Source organism: Candidatus Pantoea formicae (assembly GCF_011752625.1).
GTDB lineage: Bacteria > Pseudomonadota > Gammaproteobacteria > Enterobacterales > Enterobacteriaceae > Pantoea > Pantoea formicae.
Genome location: NZ_VWXD01000018.1, coordinates 62459 through 81959, shown reverse-complemented (window position 1 = coordinate 81959; position 19501 = coordinate 62459). Strand labels below are relative to the sequence as shown.

The window sequence follows — 19501 nt, the reverse complement described above, 5'->3', positions numbered from 1 at the left end:
ACGCGAAGGCCGGCGTCATGCTGGGTGATTTTTATCAGTCAGGCGTGGCGCAGTTCGACATGTTCAGCGAGCAGCTGCCGCGCGCCAACGCTGACGCGCTGATGGCGGCGCTGGACGGCATTAACCGCTCGGGCCGGGGAAAGGTGTGGTTTGCGGGCCAGGGGGCTCAGGACAGCAGCTGGCAGATGAAGCGCGAAATGCTGTCCCCACGGTACACCACGCGACTACGCGATATCCCGGCCATTAAATGATTATCTGTGCTTCTATCTGAGCAATTGCATCTGACCTGACTACCCATTTGCATTTGACGACCGTTTGCAGATTACTTGACCATCGCCAACTAAAACTGCCCATTAGATTTAGTTGGCATGAGGCCTTACATCTGAACGGCTGCTGTGTGCCAGGAGCGGACGTTGCTAACTTTATGTTAAGTTGATGCATAGGGATCCAGTCAAAAACTATGAAGAGGTTCATATGTCATCACAATCTATACAATTAGTAAGAGCCATTGCTGATATCGCTATCGCACTCGAATTTACCGACGAGAACCTCATTAATCCTGATGTAGCCATTGAGATGCAGGAAAGCATTTCAGGAACTCTTCAGTCCCTTGATGAAGTTAATCGAAAAGAAATAGCTGATATCTTTGAAAGTATATCGACTCATTACAATGGAGAGATTGAAAAATACGTTAGGTCTCTTCCTATTAATTATGGCATAAAATCAGGTGATTAATAATTATTGCGAGGTCCGCTCTTGCTCATAGCTGTCCTAAGGATTACCCAAGACAACTGCTTGCAAGAAGTTGATATTAATTGGTGAAGACGTTAGGAGTACGGGAATTGACAATGTCGGAAAAAGAACTTTATCCGTGTATCTGTTGTGGTAATAATACTATCGGGGAACCAGACCGTTACGAAATATGTTCGTTCTGTCATTGGGAAGATGATCCTGTTCAGTCCAATGATCCTGATTTTGGAGGCGGAGCTAATAGGCTTAGTCTAAAAGAAGCTAGATCTTTTATTTTCAAGAGTAGAGCTAAAACCTCCTGATTTTCTAATCACATAAAATGAATTTGCGACTTTCTGAGAGAAATCTCAGCCACTTAAGAAAGCTTACAACGTCCGTTGATCGCTCACAGCGGACAGTCACCACTCTTAGCTTGTCCGCTTCGTATCAGAAGCAGACGTCAGATCCGATTAATACAATCAGCGTAATGTCTTCGAGAAACAGACTGCTTCCGTCCTACCTATGTATGGGCCGTAATTCGCAATACGGATATAACCCTTTTTGTTGTAGAAATTTACAGCCCGGTGGTTGATGTGTCGGGTTTCCAGCCTAAGCTCGGTATATCCCATCTCTTTTGCAGATTTTTCAAGAAAAGTGAGTAAAGCACTGCCAACTCCTGACTCACTTCGGTCTGAATACATTCTTTTAAGCTCGGCTATATTTTGCGTTAAAGGTCGTATAGCACCGCACCCGACAACTCTACCTTGGGAGTTCTTCGCTAATGCCCATACGGCTTTTTCATCACTCATTGTTTCAACGGCGAAATTGCTTTTGCCGTTATCACCCGTAATAGTGGCAAGTTCTGCGGATAGCAATTCGATTAAGCGATGGGATTCTGAAGACAACGGATCTGATTTCTCTACTGTAATCATGATTATACCCTGAAGGATGAATGCGACTAACATGATGCATCCAGTAAAGGAATACATCCACACAAAACGGGTATGGGACAACAGTGTGATGTCTGTTCCTCGCTCATAGCTGTCCTTGGGTTAGCCGAAGACTGCTGTGTGCCACAAACGGACTGCATCAAAATTTGCCTCACTTCATCTTTTAACTTGTTAATATGGCATTAAAATGATTTTATATGCACTATTAATGAATTTAAAATCACTTGGGGTCTTACTATGTCTTCCGATTCACCTGTTAAAGCTCAGTTTGAAGCCTACAATGCCCACGATATTGAAGCATTCATGTCCTGCTTTTCAGATGATTTCAAAGGTTATCGTATGCCAAGTGAACGTCCTTCAACAGTTGGGAAAGAATCATTACGTGAGTTCTACATGAATAATCGCTTTAATAATCCAGCGCTTAGAGCGGAACTCATTTCCAGAATCGTAATGGGCAATAAAGTTTTTGATCACGAATTAATATATGGTTTATCTGATCAGCCTCTAGAAAGCGTCGCTGTTTTTGAAATTAAAAACGACCTCATTTCTACAGCATGGTTCTATTTCCCATGATTGTGCGCTTAATGACTAGTTAAGACTTCCAGTATCCCATTTTCACACTGAGTTAGAATCGCTGTCTAAGGTCCGCTGTTTGCTCATAGCGGACATTAGACTGACGTCAGTCCGCTTTGTGCTGTGAGTTCCATGGCTCGATGCAACGCTATCCTTAATCAAGGGGGGGACGTTGCCATGAAACGAAGAACTCGTATTAACTACACGCCAGAGCAGAAGGCAATTATCTGGGATAGATATAAACAAGGTGATTCCCTGCATGATATCGCCAGAATGTTCGACAGATTTCATTCTTCTATCATGCCCACAATCCACCAGACAGGTGGCTACCGTCCTCCCGTTCGAAAGCGGCATCGATTAGCGCTTACGCTTGATGAAAGAGAAGAAATATCCAGAGGATTGGTAGCAAAACTCAGTATCAGGGACATCGCTGCCAACTTATCAAGAGCACCCTCAACGATTAGCCGCGAGGTCAGGAGGCACGGAGGTGCCAAGCAGTACCGTGCAGCAAAAGCCGATACTGCTGCGTGGGAAAATGCTCTGAGACCAAAACCTTGCAAGCTAATTGAAAGCCCCACATTGTGTAAAATCATTGCAGAGAAGATGCATCAGGACTGGTCGCCGGAACAGATCGCCGGTTGGCTGAAACGCTGTTATCCGGATAATCAGGAAATGCATGTGTCACACGAAACGATTTATAAAACGCTTTTTATACAAACCCGGGGGGCATTAAAAAAAGAGCTACAGCAATGCCTCAGAAGCGGAAGAGCGGTTCGTAGATCCCGAACGTCATCACTTAAAGGGAAAGGATTAGGGAAAATCCCGAATGCGATACCTATCAGCGAAAGGCCACCGGAAGCCTCAGACAGAGCCATCCCTGGTCACTGGGAAGGTGATCTGATCCAGGGCTCGAAAAACTCCTATATCGTCACCCTCGTAGAACGCCATTCCCGCTTTGTTATGTTAGCCAAAATCAGGGACAACAAGACCATAACGGTTATATCTGCACTCATCAGACAAGCCCGGGAATTACCTGTTGAGCTATATAAAACATTAAGCTGGGATCGGGGAGCTGAAATGACCAGCCACACCCGGTTTACTGTAGCAACAGACATCCAGATTTACTTCTGTGATCCTCAATCTCCCTGGCAACGTGGCTCAAATGAAAATACGAACAGGTTGCTAAGACAATATTTTCCAAAAGGAACTGACTTATCGGTTCACAGTCAGCACAGACTAAACAGCGTTGCCAGACAGCTCAACGAAAGACCGAGAAAAACGCTAGACTATGAATCACCCGCAGAACGGTTCAATAAGTGTGTTGCGTCCATCAGTTGAACTCACAGCCAGAAGCGGAAGTTCTTAATAACGATCTATGTTGAAGAACGGGAGCAGATCACGCCATGTGCGGGTGTTTTTTATGCTCTCTTTAACAGCTGCTCAAGTGATTCAGTGCTCTCGGTGAATTCATCCGTGACCGTGCGGAAGAGCCAATCTTGATACTCAAAGTTTTCACGTCTTGAGTACAGGCATTTTGATCGATACAGTTTCTCGGGATGACTACGATTAATACCCTTTCTGTAAAAGTGGACAAGACTGTTTTCTGTTCCCTCAATCACAATAGTCAGTCCGATTAATCCTTCGAGGTTTTGGAAAATTGTAATTCCATCATCACGACCAATGCGTATCTTACTGACATTATTGATATTATAATTGAGTAGGGCCGAATTCAGGGTGCTCATATAAGATGCTTTCACAGACTAATCCTTAAGCTTATGAAATCGATTACATAAGTAAACCAGAAAAAACTGATGGGAGATATAGTGGGATTGTCTATAGAGTACAAAAAAAGAGCAGGTTTTAATGAGACTTTCTGAAATGGTGATGCAGGTCACTAAGCGATATTCCGTTTATACGCTTCGGCAAGATTATTTTATCTGTAATTTAATGAAATAGTGATCACTAATTACTCACAGGAAATTGAGATGAAACGCATCGCCTATCTTATACTCTGCCTGTCTGCTTCAAGTTATGCCGTAAAATTTCCAGTCGATTATGTCTGTGACTATGGCAATAAATTAACCGTACCCGTTTTAGTGGAGGCAACTCCAAAGACTCATTTTGTAAATGCTAATGCACTCTGTCCAGATTGTCACCGCGATGCACACCAAGGCGCGCTTGTGTTGAAGTCGGCTAACATTACCTCAATGTAAGCTCCTCGCTCATGGCTGCCGGTCAACCCGGTAGGAAACGTGTTTGCTGGTTATTACTGAAATTAAAACATTGGGTTGAGCCACTACATTTAGCTTATCCACCTTCATTTAGGTATACAGGTTTTTATTAAATCATACAGGTAGTAACAACCCATCAAAAAGGGGAAAGCTGATATAATATAAACCAGAGGTATAAACAGGGTATAAGGCTATGGCCCAACACCGCCGGGTTCATCAGCATAAAAGTGCTCAACCAGTGGGGGGAACAAAAAAGGCCAAATTAATAAAACAGCGGAAATCATCGCTACTTTGACTTTCTCTTTAGTTATTTTCATATCTCTGCCTCTATCTATGATCAAGACATTGTACCAGTGAAGACTACGCAGCGCATGAAACGCGAAATATTCTCACCCGGATATACGACCCGACTCCGAGATATTCCGGTCCTTAAATAATGACCGGTTTCAACCGAACGTTACATTAACAGCGACTTCAGATATGCGACTGAGACCGGCTGTGTCTTTCTGTCGCCAGCGCCCCGGAGAAGAAGACGGGCGCATTTCTCTGAGGACACGCTGACAGGAAATATTTCGGCGCCGTTGGCCAGAAGCCAGATGGTGCGCGTGATGCCATCTGTAAAAACTGTATGCAGCACGGGCAGACCTCTGTCTATTTCATAATGCGCATCGCACCATGCCAGCTGAACGGGATTGTCACGCCCGTGCGAGAACCCTTTTTCAGCATGATGAAATTTATAATCGTCTCTCCAGGCGGACTCATCGCCGGTTGAGAGCTGACGCTCCTGTCGGGAGCGGGCCCAGGCATCCAGGAACGGACGCTTTCGTACAATCACTATCCATTTATCTGAATCATGCCGCAGCGACATTTTCATCCACGCGTTTTTACCTTCACGAAGAGCGACTGAAAAGGTGCAGATTCTGTCGCCGAATCCCCCGTAATCTCTTTCTATGCTGAAAATACCGCAGGTAGCAAGAACGGGGTGTTCACTGATAATCAGGTCTGCACTCATTACGATTTCCCTTCATGGCCAGCCTGTCTGCAAACACGAATAACAGTGGCCCGGGAGACGCCAGCGAGCCGGGCCGTTTCGTTAATCGATTTCTCCTGAGTGATTCTCAGGTTACGGATCAACTCATGTTTTGCGAGGTCCGCTACCCTTCCCCGGAATCTGCCCTGCTCGCGGGCTTTAACGATTCCTTCTGCCTGACGACGCCGCCGGTCTTCATAGTCTTTACGGGATATAGCGGCCAGCATATCCAGCATCATGGCATTTATGGCTTTAAGCATGCTGTGTGTAAAGCTGTCGGTCACTGAGTTGTTCAGGGCAAGGTAGCTGGTAGGGAGATCGAGGCTGACGACTGACAGCTGTTTGTCAGCAATCTGCCTACGCAGTATGTTCCACCCTTCATCATCGAGCCTGGAAAGCCGGTCAACCTGTTCAATCAGAATAACGTCACCTGGCTCTGCGTCATCGAGCAGACGGAGCAGCTCAGGCCGGTTCATCGTAGTCCCCGAGATATTGTCAACATACCAGCCGGCAACACGTTTGTTGTGCATCAGGGCAAAATCCCTGAGTGCTTTCTTTGCTCGTGTAGCATCCTGTTCTGAAGTAGATGCGCGGAGATAACCGAAAACGTACATCTGAACTCCAAAAGAATCATTTAGGTGGTATTTCAAATAAGGGTATCACATAGGTGGTTCCATATGCGAGATCAGAGATGAAAAACGTTGGTGTCGCTAGGGTATACTCAAATTTAACCTCAAGATTTATCCTTCCGAAGGTTTTTATAAAGGTCAAGAACTAAAACTCCGCTAGCGGCAATTCGCATTGGGGGGAAACTCGCCCGCGCCGGAGTCTTACCGAATGACGCAGCGGGGCAACAGACACGGCCTGCACGGGCACTGAGGGCCGGACCACTATATCTTGATGATTCTCAGCTGAGAGAGGCACTACATGTAGCGTTGTGCGCCGCAGCGGGGCGGTTCAGTGTTATGCGGGTTTTACCGAACGGTAGAAAAAAGCATATACACGCAAAAACAGGATCACAGTATTGTGAAATCTCTTTAGCTATTCGTGCTATTTAGTGTATGATGCACTTAAGTTGAGCAATGCTTATATAGGTGCTTAGTGAGGACGAAAAAAAACCCGGTTTGGAAGACCAGGTTTATTTTCAGTTCCGGGTACGGTTGGAAGCCGTGCTCAGGAACAGGGTGCTGCATGTATCGACTCGTAGGGCAATTTTAGCACTATTGACGGCCCCGTCAATATACGTCAACCCTATTGTTGGCTTATAATGACAACGCGAGTTGCGCTTATGCAGTGCCATCGGGTGAAGCCTACAGGATTCTCCCGGCCGGAAACGGGTGGAGCCGTCCGGTCTGCCCCCACTCATAGGGTGCTGCATGTATCGACTCGTAATTGATACGCGCCGCGAGGGGAAGCTCAAGGGCATAAGCGGCGTGTGGCGCTCTCCTGAATAAGGAGATGCCGAAGTGATAACTTTAGGAACTGTCCTCCTGGTGATGCAGATAATGCTAACCGGAGTAAAGCTTATCGTTGCGATTCAGCAACTGACCGGACGCCGCTAATGGCTGAAGGAACTTGAACAAAGGCGGGGGTTTTCCACCCCGCCTTTTTTCGTTCCTGCAAAGCAGTTCCGCAGAATGGACGTTTTACCGAACGCCCGGACAGGGGCGTAAAAAAACCGCCTCGCGGCGGCCTTTCCGAGCGTTACCAGCCCTTATTAGGACTCTTTGTAAAACTGCCGCCGTGTACAGTGGCATCGATGGCGTTGCGGCAGTCCTCGGTGCCACGCGGATCGGAAGCTTTCGTGCATTCATCATATTTAGCGATGCGCTCCTTGTCATGCGCTTTATACCACTCTTGGCTCTGCGCACCCTCATCACAGCCAGTAAGCAGCACGGTTGCCGCCAGGCCCAGTGAAAGTAGTCCTTTTTTCATGATTTCTCCCTTAGCGAATGGATTGCGGCTGCAATTATAGCCCGTCAACGCGTACCGTTGTACGACTCAGCTTTACCTGTAATCAAAATCACCCCTACCTGTACCCTCCCCCTGTCTATGCTTTAAAAGCACCTGAACAATAACACCGCATTACGTACTTAAATAATGCCAAAAATGTACACAAATGATACATAAGTAATGCTCTTTAAGTACGCAAATTGCACTTTTAGTTGAAAGAGGCTTAGAGTACTGTTATGGTCTTTAAAGAATACTAAAAATGTACATTTTAAGGACCTAAATAGTATGGCTAATACATCTAATCCGTATGCCGGTAAAGTTGTTGCAGTTGCTATAAAAAAAGGTGGGACAGGTAAGTCTCTTATCAGTCTAAACATTGCACCTGAACTTAAACCCGATATTTTTTACGATACGGACCCTACTCCGGCGGTAACGACTTTTAACAGCTTCCGCGATGAGGATATTCGGTGGAATGTAGTACGTCTTACCGACGATATGGAGAGCGTCGTTGATCGCTTCATTGCCGAAGTTTTGGAAGCTAAAGAAAAGGGCCATACCGTGTTGGTAGACTGCGGTGGTTTTGACTCTTCTATCACTCGCGCAGCCGTAGCGCTGGCAGACCTTATCATTTCTCCTTTGAAAGACGATCCTTCGGATATTCTCGGACTTCATGAGTTCAGTAAGGTACTGGATGAAATATCTGCAGAACTCGGTGAAAAGAAAATTGCCCATGTTGTTATGAACAAGGTCCCTTCAAATCGCCGAAACTACACCGATATCGACAAATATATTTCTCAGTTCGACAACCTGGTCAGAATGGAAACTGCTATTCCAATGGATAAAGCTGCCCCTCAGCAATTCGGGCAGGGAATGGGTGTGGTTGAACATATGACGACCCGATACAGCAATGTTGGTAATGCTATGCGATCGCTTTATTTAGATATTAGAAACGCGTTAGATAAGGTATGATTTAAGTGTTCAATAAGTACTAAAAATGTACTTTTTATATATCAAGGGTGTACTTAATGGCTAATCCTAAGTCAGCTATGTTCGATCGCATTTCTAAGCTTTCTAAAGGGGCTCCTTTACATGAGGCAGGAACTGCTTCTGAAGTAGTTCCGCAGGCCTCAGAGGCCCTAACCGAAAGCGCAGCAAAGGCAGAGCAGTCTACTCAAAATGAAAAGTCAGTAACTCGCAAGAAAGTCAAAGCTGTTCGCAGAGCTAAAAATGTTCAAATCCCGGAAGATCTTTGGGATGCGTATGACCAGCTTAAAGAACAGAACATAACATCTCTGCTTATGACGCCATACATTCTCGAAGCGTTTCGCGAAAAGCTGGCCCGTGACGGAGCTTTTGACAAAAAGTAATCAGACATTTACCAAAACAATAGCACTAGCAATGCTACTTATATTGATATTTAAAGTGTACATAATAAGTATCTTAATGATTCTTATTATGTGCTTTCTAGGTGCTAATTTTTCGTTTTCCGCACTTGCGTAAAGTGTATGTTTTTAGTACTTATTACGTATTTGCTTATCCTAAAGAACGCGGGCTATAGGTATGTCGGTCCAGCGTGTTGTCCACGCTGGACTGAGCATCTCGCGCTTCATCTTCCATTCAGTGCTGACGCCCTGACCCGCAAACCACAGGTTACCGAGTCCGGACTGGTTGATGCCGTCCAGCACCTTCATCAGCTGCGCACTGTTCGGACGCGGTCCGTCCTCATCAAACAGGCTCAGCTGGCTGACGCCGTTCGGAGTGAAGTCATCGAGCATGATGCCGGCTTTCATGTAGCGCCTTCCCTCCAGCCAGATACGGTCCAGGCTGCGCATGGCCACTTCAATAACGTCACGGGTGTCCTGAGTGGGCACTTTCAGGTTCTCGCCGGCGCTGTTGCCATAAAACACCTCGCCGGGGGCGTGAGGAGACGTGCGAATAAAGATGCCGACGCGGCGGCAGAACTGCCGCTCTCCGCGCAGCTTTTCGGACGCGCGCGTCGCGTACTGGCAGAGCGCCTGCTGCATGGCCACTTTTGACGTGATGCGCTCGCCAAACGATCGCGAGCAGACGATCTGCTGTTTTGCGGGCGCGAACTCTTCGAGCGGGATGCAGGATTCGCCGTTCAGCTCGCGCACGGTGCGCTCCAGCACCACGCTGAAGTTTTTCCTGATGAGGGCAGGGTGCGCGCGCGACAGCTGCAGGGCATTTTCAATGCCCATGATGTTCAGCTTCTTCGCGATGCGCCTGCCGACGCCCCAGATTTCTTGCACCGGCTGATTCTGCAGGAGCGTGGCGGTCCGTTTAGGGTTGCCCGTGGTCAGGGCCAGCACGCCTTTAAACTGCTTCCACTCCTTGCTCGCCCACTGCGCACTTTTGGCCAGCGTTTTAGTCGGGCCCATGCCCACGCCGACTGTCAGTCCGGTTGTGGCCAGCACGTGAGCGCGCAGGCGCCGCCCGAAGTGCTCAAAGTCTTCGCAGCCATCAATGCCGGTTATATCGAGGAACATCTCGTCTATCGAGTATTGCTCCACCTTCGGCGTCATTTCTTCCAGCGCCGTCATGACCCTCTGCGACATCGAGTGGTATAAGGCATAGTTTGAGCTAAAGACATGAATTTTCTCAGAATAACCTTCATTTTTTATCTGAAACCACGGCGCGCCCATTTTAATGCCCAGGAGCTTCGCGCCCGCTGAGCGGGCAATCACGCAGCCGTCGTTGTTGCTGAGCACCACCACCGGCTTACCGCGCAGGTCCGGGCGAAACAGCGCCTCGCAACTGGCGTAAAATGAGTTGACGTCGGCCAGTCCGAACATGGGCATGGTTACCTCCGGCGCGCTCGCGTGCTGTTGAAGAACCAGGTGACTACGCCGAGCAGCTGCAGCTCCTCCGGGTAAATGGTGGAGTAGGCCGGATTCATGGGCAGCAGGGCGAGGCGGGGGTGCAGCTGCAGGCGTTTAACCGTGAATTCCCCGTTGACCTCCGCAATCACGACATCGCCGTGGGATGCCTCCTCGGCCCGGTCAACCACCATAACGTCTCCATCGTACAGCCCCAGTCCTTCCATGCTGCTGCCGCTGGCGCGCACAAAGAAGGTTGAGGCGCGCCGGCGGATGCAGAGCTCGTTCAGGTCGAGCTCGGACTCGACGTAGTCCTGTGCAGGGGAGGGGAATCCGGCGGCACACGGGTCTGCGAACAGCGGGACCCGTACGCGCGGCGTAAAGATGGGGGGCCAGAGCAGCATCAGGCCGGGGGTGTACGCTGCCGGTTTCACTGTAAACTCCCGGCAGACGTTGCAGGAGTTAGGGTGGGTGCTGTATGTAATTGATGCATAAAATCCTCCTCTGATAATACTGTTTATATGTACAGTATTATTGAGTGGCATTTATCTGGCAAGAGGCAGTCCGGCAGATACGTCCGGAAACGGATTTATGTGGCTGAGAGCGGGGAAAAAATATTTTCCGCCGCACACTCTTCGGGCATCTATGCTGATACCGGGCCCGGGCAACCTACGGAAGCGTTTCCGGGCTGTACATCACCCGCCTGGCTTTCCGCGGTCGGGCTCCATTATCTTTCTTTCCTGATCCCGGCACCGGAGCGTAAGCAGTCTTTGCGGGCATCGGTGACGTGACGCTTCCTCGCCACGGCTGTTCGCTCCTCGCGCTGCTGCGGTACGCCTCAGCCGTGACTGCGGCGAGCGTTGCGGACTGGCAGTTGACGGCAGGTATTTTTTTCCGGACCCGTTGTGCAGACCAAGCGGAGCGCATTAATCTGGACGAAACTTCTTCATAACCTCCCTGGGTAATCTATGGACGGCCATACCTCTCCCGCACGCTTTCTCGCTTATCTGCTCACTGAGCATGATATCTCCGTGACGCAGCTGTGTGACCGCAGCGGGCTGGACAGCGATATCGCCTGGGCTTTTCTGGCGGGGCGACTGCCGGTGACGCAGACGCTGGCTGAGCAACTGGGGATAGTGTTTCATTCATCCGGATTCTGGCTGACCCGTCAGGCCATCTGGACGCGGGCCGAATCAGACGCTGCCGCACCGGGCGATGGCGACAGGGCGCCGCTGTGCTAAATTAACCGTTGCCGGTACGGGATTATCTTCTCCTTATTCACCAGGGGTAAATAAACTGTAGCCTGTGCCGGCATCCTCCCGTCCATGCCTCCTGCGCACGGCGCTTCCGCATGGCGGTCTCTGTCTGGCTAAAACCTACCAGGGGGCAGGAATGAATTCTGACGATTTCACATCATTCAGCAGGGAAGAACGTAAGCGGGCGCATGATATGCGCGACCTTGTCATTCGTTATGCTGACGCGCGCGACGCAGTTGGGAATGCAGCCATCCGCATCTGGCAGGCGGGTAATGAGATTAACCACGATACCCTTATGGAGTGTCTGAACGACCGGCTGGCGCTGTCCCGGACCATCGGCGATGAAAACAGTCAGGCTTATCTGCAGCTGGCCATCAGCACGCTGGAATTCAACAGGGGAAGGCTGTGATAAAAAAATCCCCCCGCGGCGGGCGCCGCAGGGGAAAAGGAGTTATTAAGGTAAGCCGGCTTCTCGAACCGACCTGATCAGCATAGCAGTTTATTAGCGCCCAGCTTCTCAGCCCTGCTGAATGCAAGGTTAGGGCACCAATGAATAGTTACCGATCAAAGCGTCATCTGGATTTGCGGCGCGATTTTTTCCTCCCAATCATTGAGAATAGGAAGACATATCAATCTAAAAATGAACCAGCACGCGTAGACAGTATCTGTATCATAACAATTACCGGCAGCCAGTTTGCCATGTGCAACTTTGTGCCTGAGTGAAGGGCCTGCTTTATAATTGAAAAGAAGATCTATCTCATTAACAATGTTCTCTCCGAGAACAGATACCAAGTCATCCCTTCGAATATCTAATAGTGCTGATAGAGAACGGTCTTCCTGAAATTCTCCATCATTAAACTTTGATGAGTCTTTTCCATTGCAGAATAAAACATGGCGTAAAGTATTCTCAAGTTGTGGAATGAGAATATATGCTGCCGATGCAAAGTCCCCTTGAAATAATCGAGAGAAACCCAGACTAAAAAGATGCTCATGCCCGAAAGGGACAAAATGACTGTAGTTAACCAGCGCGTCAAAATGTCTTACCTCCAGTGGGAATCCGAGCATAATTGTTTTTCTGGCAGGTTCAATGCCAGCCACAACGACTTTGTGTCTGTGTTCACTCATTGTTTCAAGTGAGTTTTCTTTTAGCCACTGTGCATCTGGTTCATCGCCTTTAATTTCGCTTGAGGTCCTTGCTACAGGTCTACCTTCATGGTCTACACGAAGTTTTCCTGGAAATAAAGATGTAAGGCCAGAGGAAGAGTTCGCCATCGCGAATTCCTCCAGGTCATGCACAGTTGGGGATGCAGAGAGTTGAGCAAAAATAAACAGAGATTGAGGGATGTTAAGCTTTTGGAATTTTGTTTCAGTTTCTTTGTATTCCTTCGTTAAGTCCCAAGGAGTATTAATGGGGGTTAGTTCACTTACGCTTAGCTGCTGAAGATCTCTCAATTCTGAAATTAGCTTTTCAACCCACTCCTTAAACCCACCCGCAACTTGTAGTTCCGTGATAGCCTGACGTGTCCAGGCCGCTTTTGCTGCAGCATCAGATACGAGCTCACGCATCCGTAGCGTCTCTATCGTGTATTCTTCGAGACAGCGCCGTTGCCCCTCAGAATCGTTCACTTTTTCATAGCACTTTGCTGCCAGTGACCACACTTTCTTACGGGCGTCCGGGTAATCATCTGGTTGACCCTCAGATAAAACCTTTTCGCTATCATGCGCCACTTCCATGTAAGTTTTAATATTATAACGATAGGCAAGTTCCCCTATCCGTTGAAAGGGAACATACAGAGTTTTACTGGCTGAAAAATCATAAAATCTATGGAAGGTCTCTCTCAGGGAGTTTTCCATAAGTTTTTTCTTCCCCATGGAAAAATGAATGTATAGAGATCGTTGCAATAAATTAACGAGTTCAAATATATACGGGTAACTGATGTTATCTTTAGTGACGGTTTTGTAAAGATGAAACTCAATTATTTCACAATAAGATTTTATGGCTTCTGTTCCTGCTTTATATTGAGAGCGACAGCTTGACCATATCACATCTGCTATTCGGCCTCTTAGCGCAGTATTTTTTATCTCTGAAAGAATTTCTGCCAGTATGGAAATTTGTTCCTTACCCAACAAAGAGGGCGTGAGCATTGTGTTCTTTGCATCTTGCCATCGAGAATGCCAAATGCCCGCAGGGTCATCGGCTGACATTCTGAATGAGCATAGTAAGACTAATAATCTGAGTGTCCGGTGGGCTGAAGGATTATTTTTTTCTGAGGAGGCGTGTGCAATGCGGTTAAGTTCAAGCCACATATTTGAATCACACAGGCCGGAATAGTCATGTAAAATCGTATTAATATCTGCCTGGCGAAAATCATCCGCCGTGACGAATTCCAGCGAATATTGATTATCCGAACCTTCCTGTTTTGGTATTTTACTCACGGGCATCTCCTTGTAATATCTAGGCTTAATCGCGGCTTTCGAATTATGCAACTTTAACGGGTAATGACAAATATTCTCCCGCTAACCAGGTTTTTTTACTATGCCTCGCAAATTCCTGAGTAACCAATTAAGAACAAGCGATAGTATTTGTTGATGATTAAAATGCTTTTATTCCCTTCCTGAAACATCATTCAGAACTTTCCTGCAATTCAATACGGATATGCTCTGAACACGGTGAATCCCTCTGTGCAACGGGGCCAGACTACACAGGTACAGCAGGAACAAAAGCGCGATTCAGGTGGTAGCCTTTCTGAATCACCGGGAGGCACCCGGCACCGTAACTTTTACTGAAGAATGAAGATGTGCTGCGGAGGTGGCCATGCTCTGGATGGAACAGGGGCTGTATCTCAGAGTGGAAGAGCTGCCCGGCGGGCCGCGGCCGCTGCCGCTGCTGAGCGGGTTCAGCCTCACGACGGCCTACCGGGCGCTGGAATGCTTTAATCCTTCTGAAACGTCTGACGCGTATTTCATTCTTTACAACGACCGCGACGAGGTCTGGTTTATCTGTAACCGGCATCTGCGAACCGTTGTTATGCGCCATGACTGCACGGCATTCCGTTTGCCGCTCTCTTCCCTGGACGAACGTTTCGTGACCGGTGAACTCCCGGTGTTACCCCTCAGGCTCAGCGATTAAACAGCATTCTGAGAAGAACCTTCAGGTGTTCTCTCTCGGCCTCATCGTCGGCACCGTCGAGGCGCCCTATCAGTTTCAGGCACAAGGCGGTGCGCGTCAGCCGCCGCTCCTGACGCAGGATTTCAACGGTGATGCGGCCCAGCAGCTCAATCTGGCAGGGGTGAGTGACCTGGCTGAAATAGCCGGTCAATCCGGCTTCTTTTTCCGGGGGTAGTCCGTCCTGTCGCATCAAATACCCGTGCGTAGTGAATGAGGTCGGGCGCAAAGTAACCGATGCACAGGCGCGTGTACAGCAGTAATCCTGCGGTGCTCTATCTTTTAAACAGCACCACCCGTTATTGCAGACAATTCAGCGGTATAAATTAACGCTCCGGTTATCAGGGAGGCTAAGTGAACAGAAAAGTAACGGCGGACGACAGCATGCCCATTACCCTGCCCGACACCAGCTTCAGCCAGGTGCTGAATCCGGAAGACACCAACCGGGCCGACACCCGCGCATTTCTTGCCCGCGACGCAGAGCTTTTTACGCTGCCCGGGTTTGTGACGCCGTTTGGCTACACCCTCTGGCAGAACAGAGCAGAGCGACAGTTCAGGCTGGTCACGCAGGAGCGTGATCCGGAGACCGTTTATGCGGTGCGGCTGGAGGAAACCGAAGACTTCACCTCGCCGGAGCGCGCCTGCATACAGGTTATGGTATGGCGCACCCGCCAGCCTCAGCATGAGGGGGCGGTGCACGGCCTGGCGCGGCGTTTTTTCTGCCATTTTCTGCATCGCTGGTCGATCATCATTACCGACAGCGCGCAGACCAACGCGGCAAAAGTGATGTGGGAGGGGATGGTGGCCTGGGCACTGCGCGACCCGGAGCACTACGTGTACGTGTGGGACGGCACAGGTGAATCGGGCTGTCTGCACCCGGTGCGCAGCTGGCTGGCGTTCTGCGGCCACTGGGCCGCCTTCTGCTGGGGCGCGGAGCCTGAAAGCCATCTGCGGCGACGGGTTGTCATCAGCACGCACCCCCTGAACGCTGCGCAGAAGTAATACGAATGCGGCACGGCGCGCCTGCAGAACAGCTCTCCTCCGGAGGGATGTCACGCGCCGTTCCGCACACACAGCCTGGCGCATATCGCTCAAGTCGCAAGCGTGAGGGTCCAGCGGGCCCGCATTTAAGATGCTGCCACCCAGTAATGCGTGTCCGCCGTCATACCCCTGAAAAAAAAGTGTGCCGAACGCGGGCAGTCCTGTGCGGACGTGCCACAATTTAACTTCCTGAAATACAGGACATCTTTTAACTGAGGAAGACATCATGACAACAGCAAGACGCGGTGGTGCCGGAAACTTTGCGGCCGATCCGGCGCGCGCCGCTGAGGCGGGCAGCAAAGGCGGCGCCGCCAGCGGCGGTAACTTCAAAAACTGTCCCGATCGCGCGCGCGAGGCCGGTCGTAAAGGCGGACTTATCAGCCGGCGGAGCCCAAAACCTGAAGTTTAAATAAAACCACCCGGACGCGCGCCGGAAGTAAATTTTATCCCGGCGCGCTTAATTAGGAAATATTCATTTCCAAACCATCTCTGAGGTTGAAGTAGAATAATCAACAGAACCTGCCCCCTGATTTTTCTGATATGTGGCACATATTAATGGCCAGTAACCTGCAGGCTTATCATCCATATTTTTCAGGCCATGTTAAATCCTCTTCTGAGATTAAATCCCGAAACATTCACATGCCCAGGCTGCATCTCAGGATGAAAACGATTTCAGACCACACATAAGTTTTATTCAGTATTTTCTGGTATTTACCTCTGATAATCTGTCAGGCATCTGAATTCAGGGTGTTTTTTATTGCTGTGCGGCTGAGCGTAATTCTGACTGACGGGATAATGCGCGGAAAATATTTAAACGGAACCGGTTTTCAGTCCGTTAAGTGACTACACTGAAATACCTTAATAAAGCGGAGGGAGAGCAAAGCATGCCTGATAATGACCATGACCAGAACCAGATGATCATTGGCGAAGCGGCAGTTCATCTGGCGATGAACAATGCGGACATTAACGTTGGCTCGCTTATCCGCGAGCTGGCTGAGATGGCTGCCGCCGAGAAAAATCCTGCGCGCTGCGTGCAGATAAGAGGGGCGAAACGCTGGCTCCGCGGGTTTGAGTCATTACCGGGTAACCGGGACGAGCTGAGATGGATTACCGCATCAGGCCGCGGCTCAGCGCACTGAAGACATCCCCCGTCTGTCCGGTGGCACCGGACAGGCTTCTTTCCTGTACCCCGGCCCCTGAGCTGAGCACGCTGTTCTGACTGTTGTACAACCCCTTCGTTAACCCGCTCATCATTCGCGCGCTGATACTCACCTAAGTTACTGTTTAGTAACGCCTAGCACTTTTTGCAAAAAAACATAAGCTGTACAGCAACACAATTGCTGTACAAGTTTGATTTGGTTGTATAACTTTACGGTCAGACAGAGCCGACTACATTTTAACCATTGAGAGGTTCACCATGCGTCAGAACGTTACGAAATTCCCGGACTCCGCCAGCGACATTGCGCATTACTTCAGCAAAGCGTCGGCGCCAACCCAGCAGGAAACGCTGGGGCAGATTGTCGTCGAAATCCTGCGCGCAGGCAAGAACCTTAACCGTAAGGCCATCTGTAGCAAACTGCTGCGCCGCCTTGAAGTGGCAGCGAATCAGGAAGAAGAGCGTCATTACCAGACTTTAATTGGCATGCTGTTTGAACGCTGAGTTACCCCGGCGTAAAGAGGCCAGGCCCGCAGCATGCATTCAGGACCGCCCGGAATGGCCGTCCTGCCATCCTGCCCGGAAGGCACGAACCGGAAGATGCGGGTATGAATAATGCAGATTTAACTCGTCTGGCCGACGTTGTGCTGGGCGAGGCGGTGGTCGCGCTGCTGAGCAGCGAAGACCACATCAGCGCAGACGGCGTGGCACGGCAGCTTCGCGCTATGAACGGCGACGAGACGAACCCGGAAAGGCGTGAAGCTATAGCACTGGCGCTGGGCGAGGTGAAGAGCGAGTTTAACCAGTCGCGTGAGAGCCGCGACGCAGACGTGCTGGCATTCGGTGCCCTGACCGGCCCGGATGGCAGTAATAATAAGTAAACTGAAGAACGAATCTCCGACCAGAGCGGAGAGTGGCAGGACGCCCGCAGGACGCGGCTACCCATTTGGGTGGCCGTTTTTATTACAGGCAGAGAGCCTGGCCACTTTTGCCCGCAGGGCCTGACGGATAACACCATGCAGCTTAACGATCAACAGTCCTCCACTGAAGCCGACATCATTCAGCACTTCCGCAGCGGCGGCGACGCGCTGGCCGCCGAAACCGCCGTGCTGGACGCCGTTATCCGCGACATCGTTATTCACGGCAAAAAGGTCACCAGCAAAGCGATCATTCTTTATCTTATCGCCGAGCTGGAGAGCACCTCAGATGTGGTCCAGCAGGACGTGCTTCGCAGCGCGCTGGAAATCGTGGTGGGCAAAACGCCCGACGACGAAGGCTTCTGAGGCTACTTCTGCTGTGTGACGTGCGCGGCAGACGGCGCAGCCGGTGAGTCAAATCCTCCCTGTGAAGCCCACACGGAGCAGCTGACGGCGGCGGCGAGGGTTACGGCAATCCAGACTTTCACAGGCATCTCCCGGTTTAAACGATTTCACATTTATCAGTGTGGCACGTCACCGTCATTGCGCGAGGAGTGATCGTCAGAACGGGAGGAATCTGAAGGTCAGTGCATCTGCTGAGCCAGCAGCCTGACGGCGCGTTCGCAGCTTTCGCGCGTCCCGGCAGCGCCTGCCGCTTCGCCCATGCTGTGCAGGGCGCTGGTGATTTCGTGAAGGGTGAGGTACTGGTCCGGCTTAAGAAGGCGCGCCACGACCGTTCCGATAACGGCGTAGATATCTTCGGCGGTGGTGTCATCGTTCATATGACCTCCGTCCGTAAGGTGGATAAGTGTACAGTATATCATAAAGACGCTGGGGCTGATACCTCGGCGCCCCGGCCGTCAGTGGAGCTTTTGCTCTGTCAGGCTGGCCACGCCGATCTTTTCACTGGCGCGAATCTGCATTTCCCGCCGCACCTCTTCAATGGCGCGCAGCCCTGCGCGAACGCGGTCTTCATCCGTTTCATGCTCAATCGCCGCCCGCAGGCGGTCCGCCAGGACGGCCCAGCTGATGGCGATGTCCTGTTCCAGCAGCGCGGTGACGGCCTCGCCAATCATGATGTCGGCCATTTTTTCTTCAAAGTCATTTTTCATGGGGTTTTCCGGCAGCAGTTTTCGGGCGCAGAGCTTACCACAGCGCAGCTGGCCCGAACATTCACGGAGACAAGAACCGACAGAAAACTTTTTGCGCTGCTGCGCCAGCGCTGTCCGGCAGAGGTATGCTGTCCTGAAAATACCTTACTCCGGCGCCGGTAATTTCTTTCTGCGGCCGCGCTGCTTTGCTGCGGGCGGCGCGGCATCCACCCCCGGTGAAGGCTTCTCCAGGCGGTACAGGCAGACGTCGCCGCGCTCCGCCAGGCTCGCCGGCCAGATCATGGCCGCGTTTCCGTCCTCCACGTAAAGCTCGCCCAGCGGCTGTACCACGGCCCAGGGCGCGCCCAGCGTGCGGCGCAGCTGCAGGAGCTCCTGCGCCATCGCCACGACCTCCGCGTCATGACTGTCCGGATTCTCCGCGATCTGGCTGAGCCGGTCTTCGGTGATCATCGCTGCTTTCCCCTGTACGTAATTACCTGTTGCACTGATAGTCCGCCGGCGTATTGCCGGGCATGCCCTGCTGACGCATGCTGCAGCAACCTGCAGCAAC

30 protein-coding genes are annotated in these 19501 nt (G+C 50.4%); 18 read left to right on the top strand and 12 right to left on the bottom strand.

What is annotated here, in order from left to right:
- The 3 genes from F3J38_RS26515 to F3J38_RS26505 all read left to right on the top strand — a co-directional run.
- The coding region (locus F3J38_RS26515; RefSeq protein WP_167144167.1) for a DUF4113 domain-containing protein at positions 1 to 251 on the top strand (251 nt) is incomplete at its 5' end.
- Positions 252 to 474: 223 nt separating this feature from the next.
- Positions 475 to 735, top strand: a complete 261-nt coding sequence (locus F3J38_RS26510; RefSeq protein ID WP_167144165.1) for a hypothetical protein — start codon at positions 475 to 477, stop codon at positions 733 to 735.
- Positions 736 to 848: 113 nt separating this feature from the next.
- Positions 849 to 1052, top strand: a complete 204-nt coding sequence (locus F3J38_RS26505; RefSeq protein WP_167144163.1) for a CPCC family cysteine-rich protein — start codon at positions 849 to 851, stop codon at positions 1050 to 1052.
- A 156-nt stretch (positions 1053 to 1208) separates the two neighbouring features.
- On the opposite strand, the gene F3J38_RS26500 is transcribed toward F3J38_RS26505, so the two are convergent.
- The gene (locus F3J38_RS26500) at positions 1209 to 1661 is read right to left on the bottom strand and encodes a GNAT family N-acetyltransferase (protein WP_240154150.1); all 453 of its coding nucleotides are present in this window, start codon (positions 1659 to 1661) and stop codon (positions 1209 to 1211) included.
- A gap of 255 nt (positions 1662 to 1916) precedes the next feature.
- On the opposite strand from F3J38_RS26500, the gene F3J38_RS26495 reads away from it, so the two are divergent.
- A complete protein-coding gene (locus tag F3J38_RS26495; RefSeq protein ID WP_167144161.1) occupies positions 1917 to 2252 on the top strand; it encodes a nuclear transport factor 2 family protein in 336 nt (111 codons plus the stop codon).
- Between the two features lie 177 nt (positions 2253 to 2429).
- Positions 2430 to 3590: an IS30 family transposase gene (locus F3J38_RS26490; protein WP_167144158.1), complete on the top strand. Its 1161-nt coding sequence runs from the start codon at positions 2430 to 2432 to the stop codon at positions 3588 to 3590.
- A gap of 80 nt (positions 3591 to 3670) precedes the next feature.
- Here the strand turns inward: F3J38_RS26490 and F3J38_RS26485 are convergent, their stop codons facing one another.
- Positions 3671 to 4009 carry a hypothetical protein gene (locus tag F3J38_RS26485; protein WP_167144156.1) on the bottom strand — a complete coding sequence of 113 codons (339 nt, stop codon included), beginning with the start codon at positions 4007 to 4009 and terminating at the stop codon, positions 3671 to 3673.
- A 228-nt stretch (positions 4010 to 4237) separates the two neighbouring features.
- On the opposite strand from F3J38_RS26485, the gene F3J38_RS26480 reads away from it, so the two are divergent.
- Together F3J38_RS26480 and F3J38_RS28425 are read left to right on the top strand one after the other, a co-directional pair.
- Positions 4238 to 4465 carry a hypothetical protein gene (locus F3J38_RS26480; RefSeq protein ID WP_167143999.1) on the top strand — a complete coding sequence of 76 codons (228 nt, stop codon included), beginning with the start codon at positions 4238 to 4240 and terminating at the stop codon, positions 4463 to 4465.
- A gap of 371 nt (positions 4466 to 4836) precedes the next feature.
- Positions 4837 to 4920 carry a DUF4113 domain-containing protein gene (locus F3J38_RS28425; RefSeq protein WP_369411042.1) on the top strand — a complete coding sequence of 28 codons (84 nt, stop codon included), beginning with the start codon at positions 4837 to 4839 and terminating at the stop codon, positions 4918 to 4920.
- Between the two features lie 20 nt (positions 4921 to 4940).
- Here the strand turns inward: F3J38_RS28425 and F3J38_RS26470 are convergent, their stop codons facing one another.
- From F3J38_RS26470 to F3J38_RS26460, 3 genes are all read right to left on the bottom strand, one after another.
- Positions 4941 to 5495 carry a plasmid fertility inhibition factor family protein gene (locus tag F3J38_RS26470; protein ID WP_240156082.1) on the bottom strand — a complete coding sequence of 185 codons (555 nt, stop codon included), beginning with the start codon at positions 5493 to 5495 and terminating at the stop codon, positions 4941 to 4943.
- Positions 5495 to 6127: a recombinase family protein gene (locus tag F3J38_RS26465; protein ID WP_166936754.1), complete on the bottom strand. Its 633-nt coding sequence runs from the start codon at positions 6125 to 6127 to the stop codon at positions 5495 to 5497. Before F3J38_RS26465 ends, F3J38_RS26470 begins: the two co-directional genes overlap by 1 nt.
- A 1090-nt stretch (positions 6128 to 7217) precedes the next feature.
- Positions 7218 to 7448, bottom strand: coding sequence for an EexN family lipoprotein (locus F3J38_RS26460; RefSeq protein WP_167144154.1), 231 nt, complete (start codon positions 7446 to 7448; stop codon positions 7218 to 7220).
- Between the two features lie 303 nt (positions 7449 to 7751).
- Between F3J38_RS26460 and F3J38_RS26455 the strand changes: the two genes are divergently transcribed.
- A complete protein-coding gene (locus F3J38_RS26455) occupies positions 7752 to 8435 on the top strand; it encodes a ParA family protein (RefSeq protein WP_167144152.1) in 684 nt (227 codons plus the stop codon).
- 56 nt (positions 8436 to 8491) lie between these two features.
- Entirely contained in the window at positions 8492 to 8833 is a 342-nt protein-coding gene (locus tag F3J38_RS26450; protein ID WP_167144150.1) for a molecular chaperone, read from the top strand.
- A 171-nt stretch (positions 8834 to 9004) separates the two neighbouring features.
- On the opposite strand, the gene umuC is transcribed toward F3J38_RS26450, so the two are convergent.
- Positions 9005 to 10279, bottom strand: a complete 1275-nt coding sequence (gene umuC / locus F3J38_RS26445) for a translesion error-prone DNA polymerase V subunit UmuC (protein WP_167144177.1) — start codon at positions 10277 to 10279, stop codon at positions 9005 to 9007.
- 8 nt (positions 10280 to 10287) lie between these two features.
- On the bottom strand, positions 10288 to 10707 hold the full coding sequence (umuD, locus tag F3J38_RS26440) for a translesion error-prone DNA polymerase V autoproteolytic subunit (RefSeq protein ID WP_167144175.1): 420 nt from the start codon (positions 10705 to 10707) through the stop codon (positions 10288 to 10290).
- A 564-nt stretch (positions 10708 to 11271) separates the two neighbouring features.
- Here umuD and F3J38_RS26435 point away from each other — a divergent pair.
- The gene (locus F3J38_RS26435) at positions 11272 to 11544 is read left to right on the top strand and encodes an XRE family transcriptional regulator (protein ID WP_100700153.1); all 273 of its coding nucleotides are present in this window, start codon (positions 11272 to 11274) and stop codon (positions 11542 to 11544) included.
- Positions 11545 to 11695: 151 nt separating this feature from the next.
- A complete protein-coding gene (locus F3J38_RS26430) occupies positions 11696 to 11968 on the top strand; it encodes a hypothetical protein (protein WP_167144148.1) in 273 nt (90 codons plus the stop codon).
- Between the two features lie 155 nt (positions 11969 to 12123).
- On the opposite strand, the gene F3J38_RS26425 is transcribed toward F3J38_RS26430, so the two are convergent.
- Complete coding sequence (locus F3J38_RS26425) at positions 12124 to 13995, bottom strand: DUF7380 domain-containing protein (RefSeq protein WP_167144146.1); 1872 nt, start codon at positions 13993 to 13995, stop codon at positions 12124 to 12126.
- Positions 13996 to 14374: 379 nt separating this feature from the next.
- Here F3J38_RS26425 and F3J38_RS26420 point away from each other — a divergent pair, with 379 nt between their 5' ends.
- Positions 14375 to 14689: a hypothetical protein gene (locus F3J38_RS26420; RefSeq protein WP_167144144.1), complete on the top strand. Its 315-nt coding sequence runs from the start codon at positions 14375 to 14377 to the stop codon at positions 14687 to 14689.
- On the opposite strand, the gene F3J38_RS26415 is transcribed toward F3J38_RS26420, so the two are convergent.
- Positions 14679 to 14918: a biofilm development regulator YmgB/AriR family protein gene (locus tag F3J38_RS26415; RefSeq protein WP_045816981.1), complete on the bottom strand. Its 240-nt coding sequence runs from the start codon at positions 14916 to 14918 to the stop codon at positions 14679 to 14681. The two genes, F3J38_RS26420 and F3J38_RS26415, sit on opposite strands and share 11 nt — an antisense overlap.
- A gap of 161 nt (positions 14919 to 15079) precedes the next feature.
- Between F3J38_RS26415 and F3J38_RS26410 the strand changes: the two genes are divergently transcribed.
- From F3J38_RS26410 to F3J38_RS26385, 6 genes are all read left to right on the top strand, one after another.
- Positions 15080 to 15727, top strand: a complete 648-nt coding sequence (locus F3J38_RS26410) for a hypothetical protein (protein WP_167144142.1) — start codon at positions 15080 to 15082, stop codon at positions 15725 to 15727.
- A 265-nt stretch (positions 15728 to 15992) separates the two neighbouring features.
- Positions 15993 to 16175: a con-10 family general stress protein gene (locus F3J38_RS26405; protein WP_166936809.1), complete on the top strand. Its 183-nt coding sequence runs from the start codon at positions 15993 to 15995 to the stop codon at positions 16173 to 16175.
- A gap of 475 nt (positions 16176 to 16650) precedes the next feature.
- Positions 16651 to 16905: a hypothetical protein gene (locus F3J38_RS26400; protein WP_167144140.1), complete on the top strand. Its 255-nt coding sequence runs from the start codon at positions 16651 to 16653 to the stop codon at positions 16903 to 16905.
- A 278-nt stretch (positions 16906 to 17183) separates the two neighbouring features.
- Positions 17184 to 17426, top strand: coding sequence for a regulatory protein YcgZ (gene ycgZ / locus F3J38_RS26395; RefSeq protein WP_167144138.1), 243 nt, complete (start codon positions 17184 to 17186; stop codon positions 17424 to 17426).
- A 104-nt stretch (positions 17427 to 17530) separates the two neighbouring features.
- Entirely contained in the window at positions 17531 to 17803 is a 273-nt protein-coding gene (locus F3J38_RS26390) for a hypothetical protein (RefSeq protein ID WP_167144136.1), read from the top strand.
- 135 nt (positions 17804 to 17938) lie between these two features.
- Positions 17939 to 18205, top strand: a complete 267-nt coding sequence (locus F3J38_RS26385; protein WP_167144134.1) for a biofilm/acid-resistance regulator YmgB/AriR — start codon at positions 17939 to 17941, stop codon at positions 18203 to 18205.
- Positions 18206 to 18423: 218 nt separating this feature from the next.
- On the opposite strand, the gene F3J38_RS26380 is transcribed toward F3J38_RS26385, so the two are convergent.
- From F3J38_RS26380 to F3J38_RS26370, 3 genes are all read right to left on the bottom strand, one after another.
- A complete protein-coding gene (locus F3J38_RS26380) occupies positions 18424 to 18621 on the bottom strand; it encodes a hypothetical protein (protein WP_167144132.1) in 198 nt (65 codons plus the stop codon).
- Between the two features lie 78 nt (positions 18622 to 18699).
- A complete protein-coding gene (locus F3J38_RS26375; protein WP_167144130.1) occupies positions 18700 to 18951 on the bottom strand; it encodes a hypothetical protein in 252 nt (83 codons plus the stop codon).
- Positions 18952 to 19095: 144 nt separating this feature from the next.
- Complete coding sequence (locus tag F3J38_RS26370) at positions 19096 to 19401, bottom strand: hypothetical protein (protein WP_205298419.1); 306 nt, start codon at positions 19399 to 19401, stop codon at positions 19096 to 19098.
- Positions 19402 to 19501 lie beyond the last annotated feature (100 nt).

What these genes read in the sequence shown, in the direction of transcription:
- F3J38_RS26510 (WP_167144165.1), top strand. Translation starts at nt 475, where the DNA reads ATGTCATCACAATCTATACAATTAGTAAGAGCCATTGCTGATATCGCT.
- F3J38_RS26505 (WP_167144163.1), top strand. Translation starts at nt 849, where the DNA reads ATGTCGGAAAAAGAACTTTATCCGTGTATCTGTTGTGGTAATAATACT.
- F3J38_RS26500 (WP_240154150.1), bottom strand. Translation starts at nt 1,661, where the DNA reads ATGATTACAGTAGAGAAATCAGATCCGTTGTCTTCAGAATCCCATCGC.
- F3J38_RS26495 (WP_167144161.1), top strand. Translation starts at nt 1,917, where the DNA reads ATGTCTTCCGATTCACCTGTTAAAGCTCAGTTTGAAGCCTACAATGCC.
- F3J38_RS26490 (WP_167144158.1), top strand. Translation starts at nt 2,430, where the DNA reads ATGAAACGAAGAACTCGTATTAACTACACGCCAGAGCAGAAGGCAATT.
- F3J38_RS26480 (WP_167143999.1), top strand. Translation starts at nt 4,238, where the DNA reads ATGAAACGCATCGCCTATCTTATACTCTGCCTGTCTGCTTCAAGTTAT.
- F3J38_RS26470 (WP_240156082.1), bottom strand. Translation starts at nt 5,495, where the DNA reads ATGAGTGCAGACCTGATTATCAGTGAACACCCCGTTCTTGCTACCTGC.
- F3J38_RS26465 (WP_166936754.1), bottom strand. Translation starts at nt 6,127, where the DNA reads ATGTACGTTTTCGGTTATCTCCGCGCATCTACTTCAGAACAGGATGCT.
- F3J38_RS26460 (WP_167144154.1), bottom strand. Translation starts at nt 7,448, where the DNA reads ATGAAAAAAGGACTACTTTCACTGGGCCTGGCGGCAACCGTGCTGCTT.
- F3J38_RS26455 (WP_167144152.1), top strand. Translation starts at nt 7,752, where the DNA reads ATGGCTAATACATCTAATCCGTATGCCGGTAAAGTTGTTGCAGTTGCT.
- F3J38_RS26450 (WP_167144150.1), top strand. Translation starts at nt 8,492, where the DNA reads ATGGCTAATCCTAAGTCAGCTATGTTCGATCGCATTTCTAAGCTTTCT.
- umuC (WP_167144177.1), bottom strand. Translation starts at nt 10,279, where the DNA reads ATGTTCGGACTGGCCGACGTCAACTCATTTTACGCCAGTTGCGAGGCG.
- umuD (WP_167144175.1), bottom strand. Translation starts at nt 10,707, where the DNA reads ATGCTGCTCTGGCCCCCCATCTTTACGCCGCGCGTACGGGTCCCGCTG.
- F3J38_RS26435 (WP_100700153.1), top strand. Translation starts at nt 11,272, where the DNA reads ATGGACGGCCATACCTCTCCCGCACGCTTTCTCGCTTATCTGCTCACT.
- F3J38_RS26430 (WP_167144148.1), top strand. Translation starts at nt 11,696, where the DNA reads ATGAATTCTGACGATTTCACATCATTCAGCAGGGAAGAACGTAAGCGG.
- F3J38_RS26420 (WP_167144144.1), top strand. Translation starts at nt 14,375, where the DNA reads ATGCTCTGGATGGAACAGGGGCTGTATCTCAGAGTGGAAGAGCTGCCC.
- F3J38_RS26415 (WP_045816981.1), bottom strand. Translation starts at nt 14,918, where the DNA reads ATGCGACAGGACGGACTACCCCCGGAAAAAGAAGCCGGATTGACCGGC.
- F3J38_RS26405 (WP_166936809.1), top strand. Translation starts at nt 15,993, where the DNA reads ATGACAACAGCAAGACGCGGTGGTGCCGGAAACTTTGCGGCCGATCCG.
- F3J38_RS26400 (WP_167144140.1), top strand. Translation starts at nt 16,651, where the DNA reads ATGCCTGATAATGACCATGACCAGAACCAGATGATCATTGGCGAAGCG.
- ycgZ (WP_167144138.1), top strand. Translation starts at nt 17,184, where the DNA reads ATGCGTCAGAACGTTACGAAATTCCCGGACTCCGCCAGCGACATTGCG.
- F3J38_RS26390 (WP_167144136.1), top strand. Translation starts at nt 17,531, where the DNA reads ATGAATAATGCAGATTTAACTCGTCTGGCCGACGTTGTGCTGGGCGAG.
- F3J38_RS26385 (WP_167144134.1), top strand. Translation starts at nt 17,939, where the DNA reads ATGCAGCTTAACGATCAACAGTCCTCCACTGAAGCCGACATCATTCAG.
- F3J38_RS26380 (WP_167144132.1), bottom strand. Translation starts at nt 18,621, where the DNA reads ATGAACGATGACACCACCGCCGAAGATATCTACGCCGTTATCGGAACG.
- F3J38_RS26375 (WP_167144130.1), bottom strand. Translation starts at nt 18,951, where the DNA reads ATGAAAAATGACTTTGAAGAAAAAATGGCCGACATCATGATTGGCGAG.
- F3J38_RS26370 (WP_205298419.1), bottom strand. Translation starts at nt 19,401, where the DNA reads ATGATCACCGAAGACCGGCTCAGCCAGATCGCGGAGAATCCGGACAGT.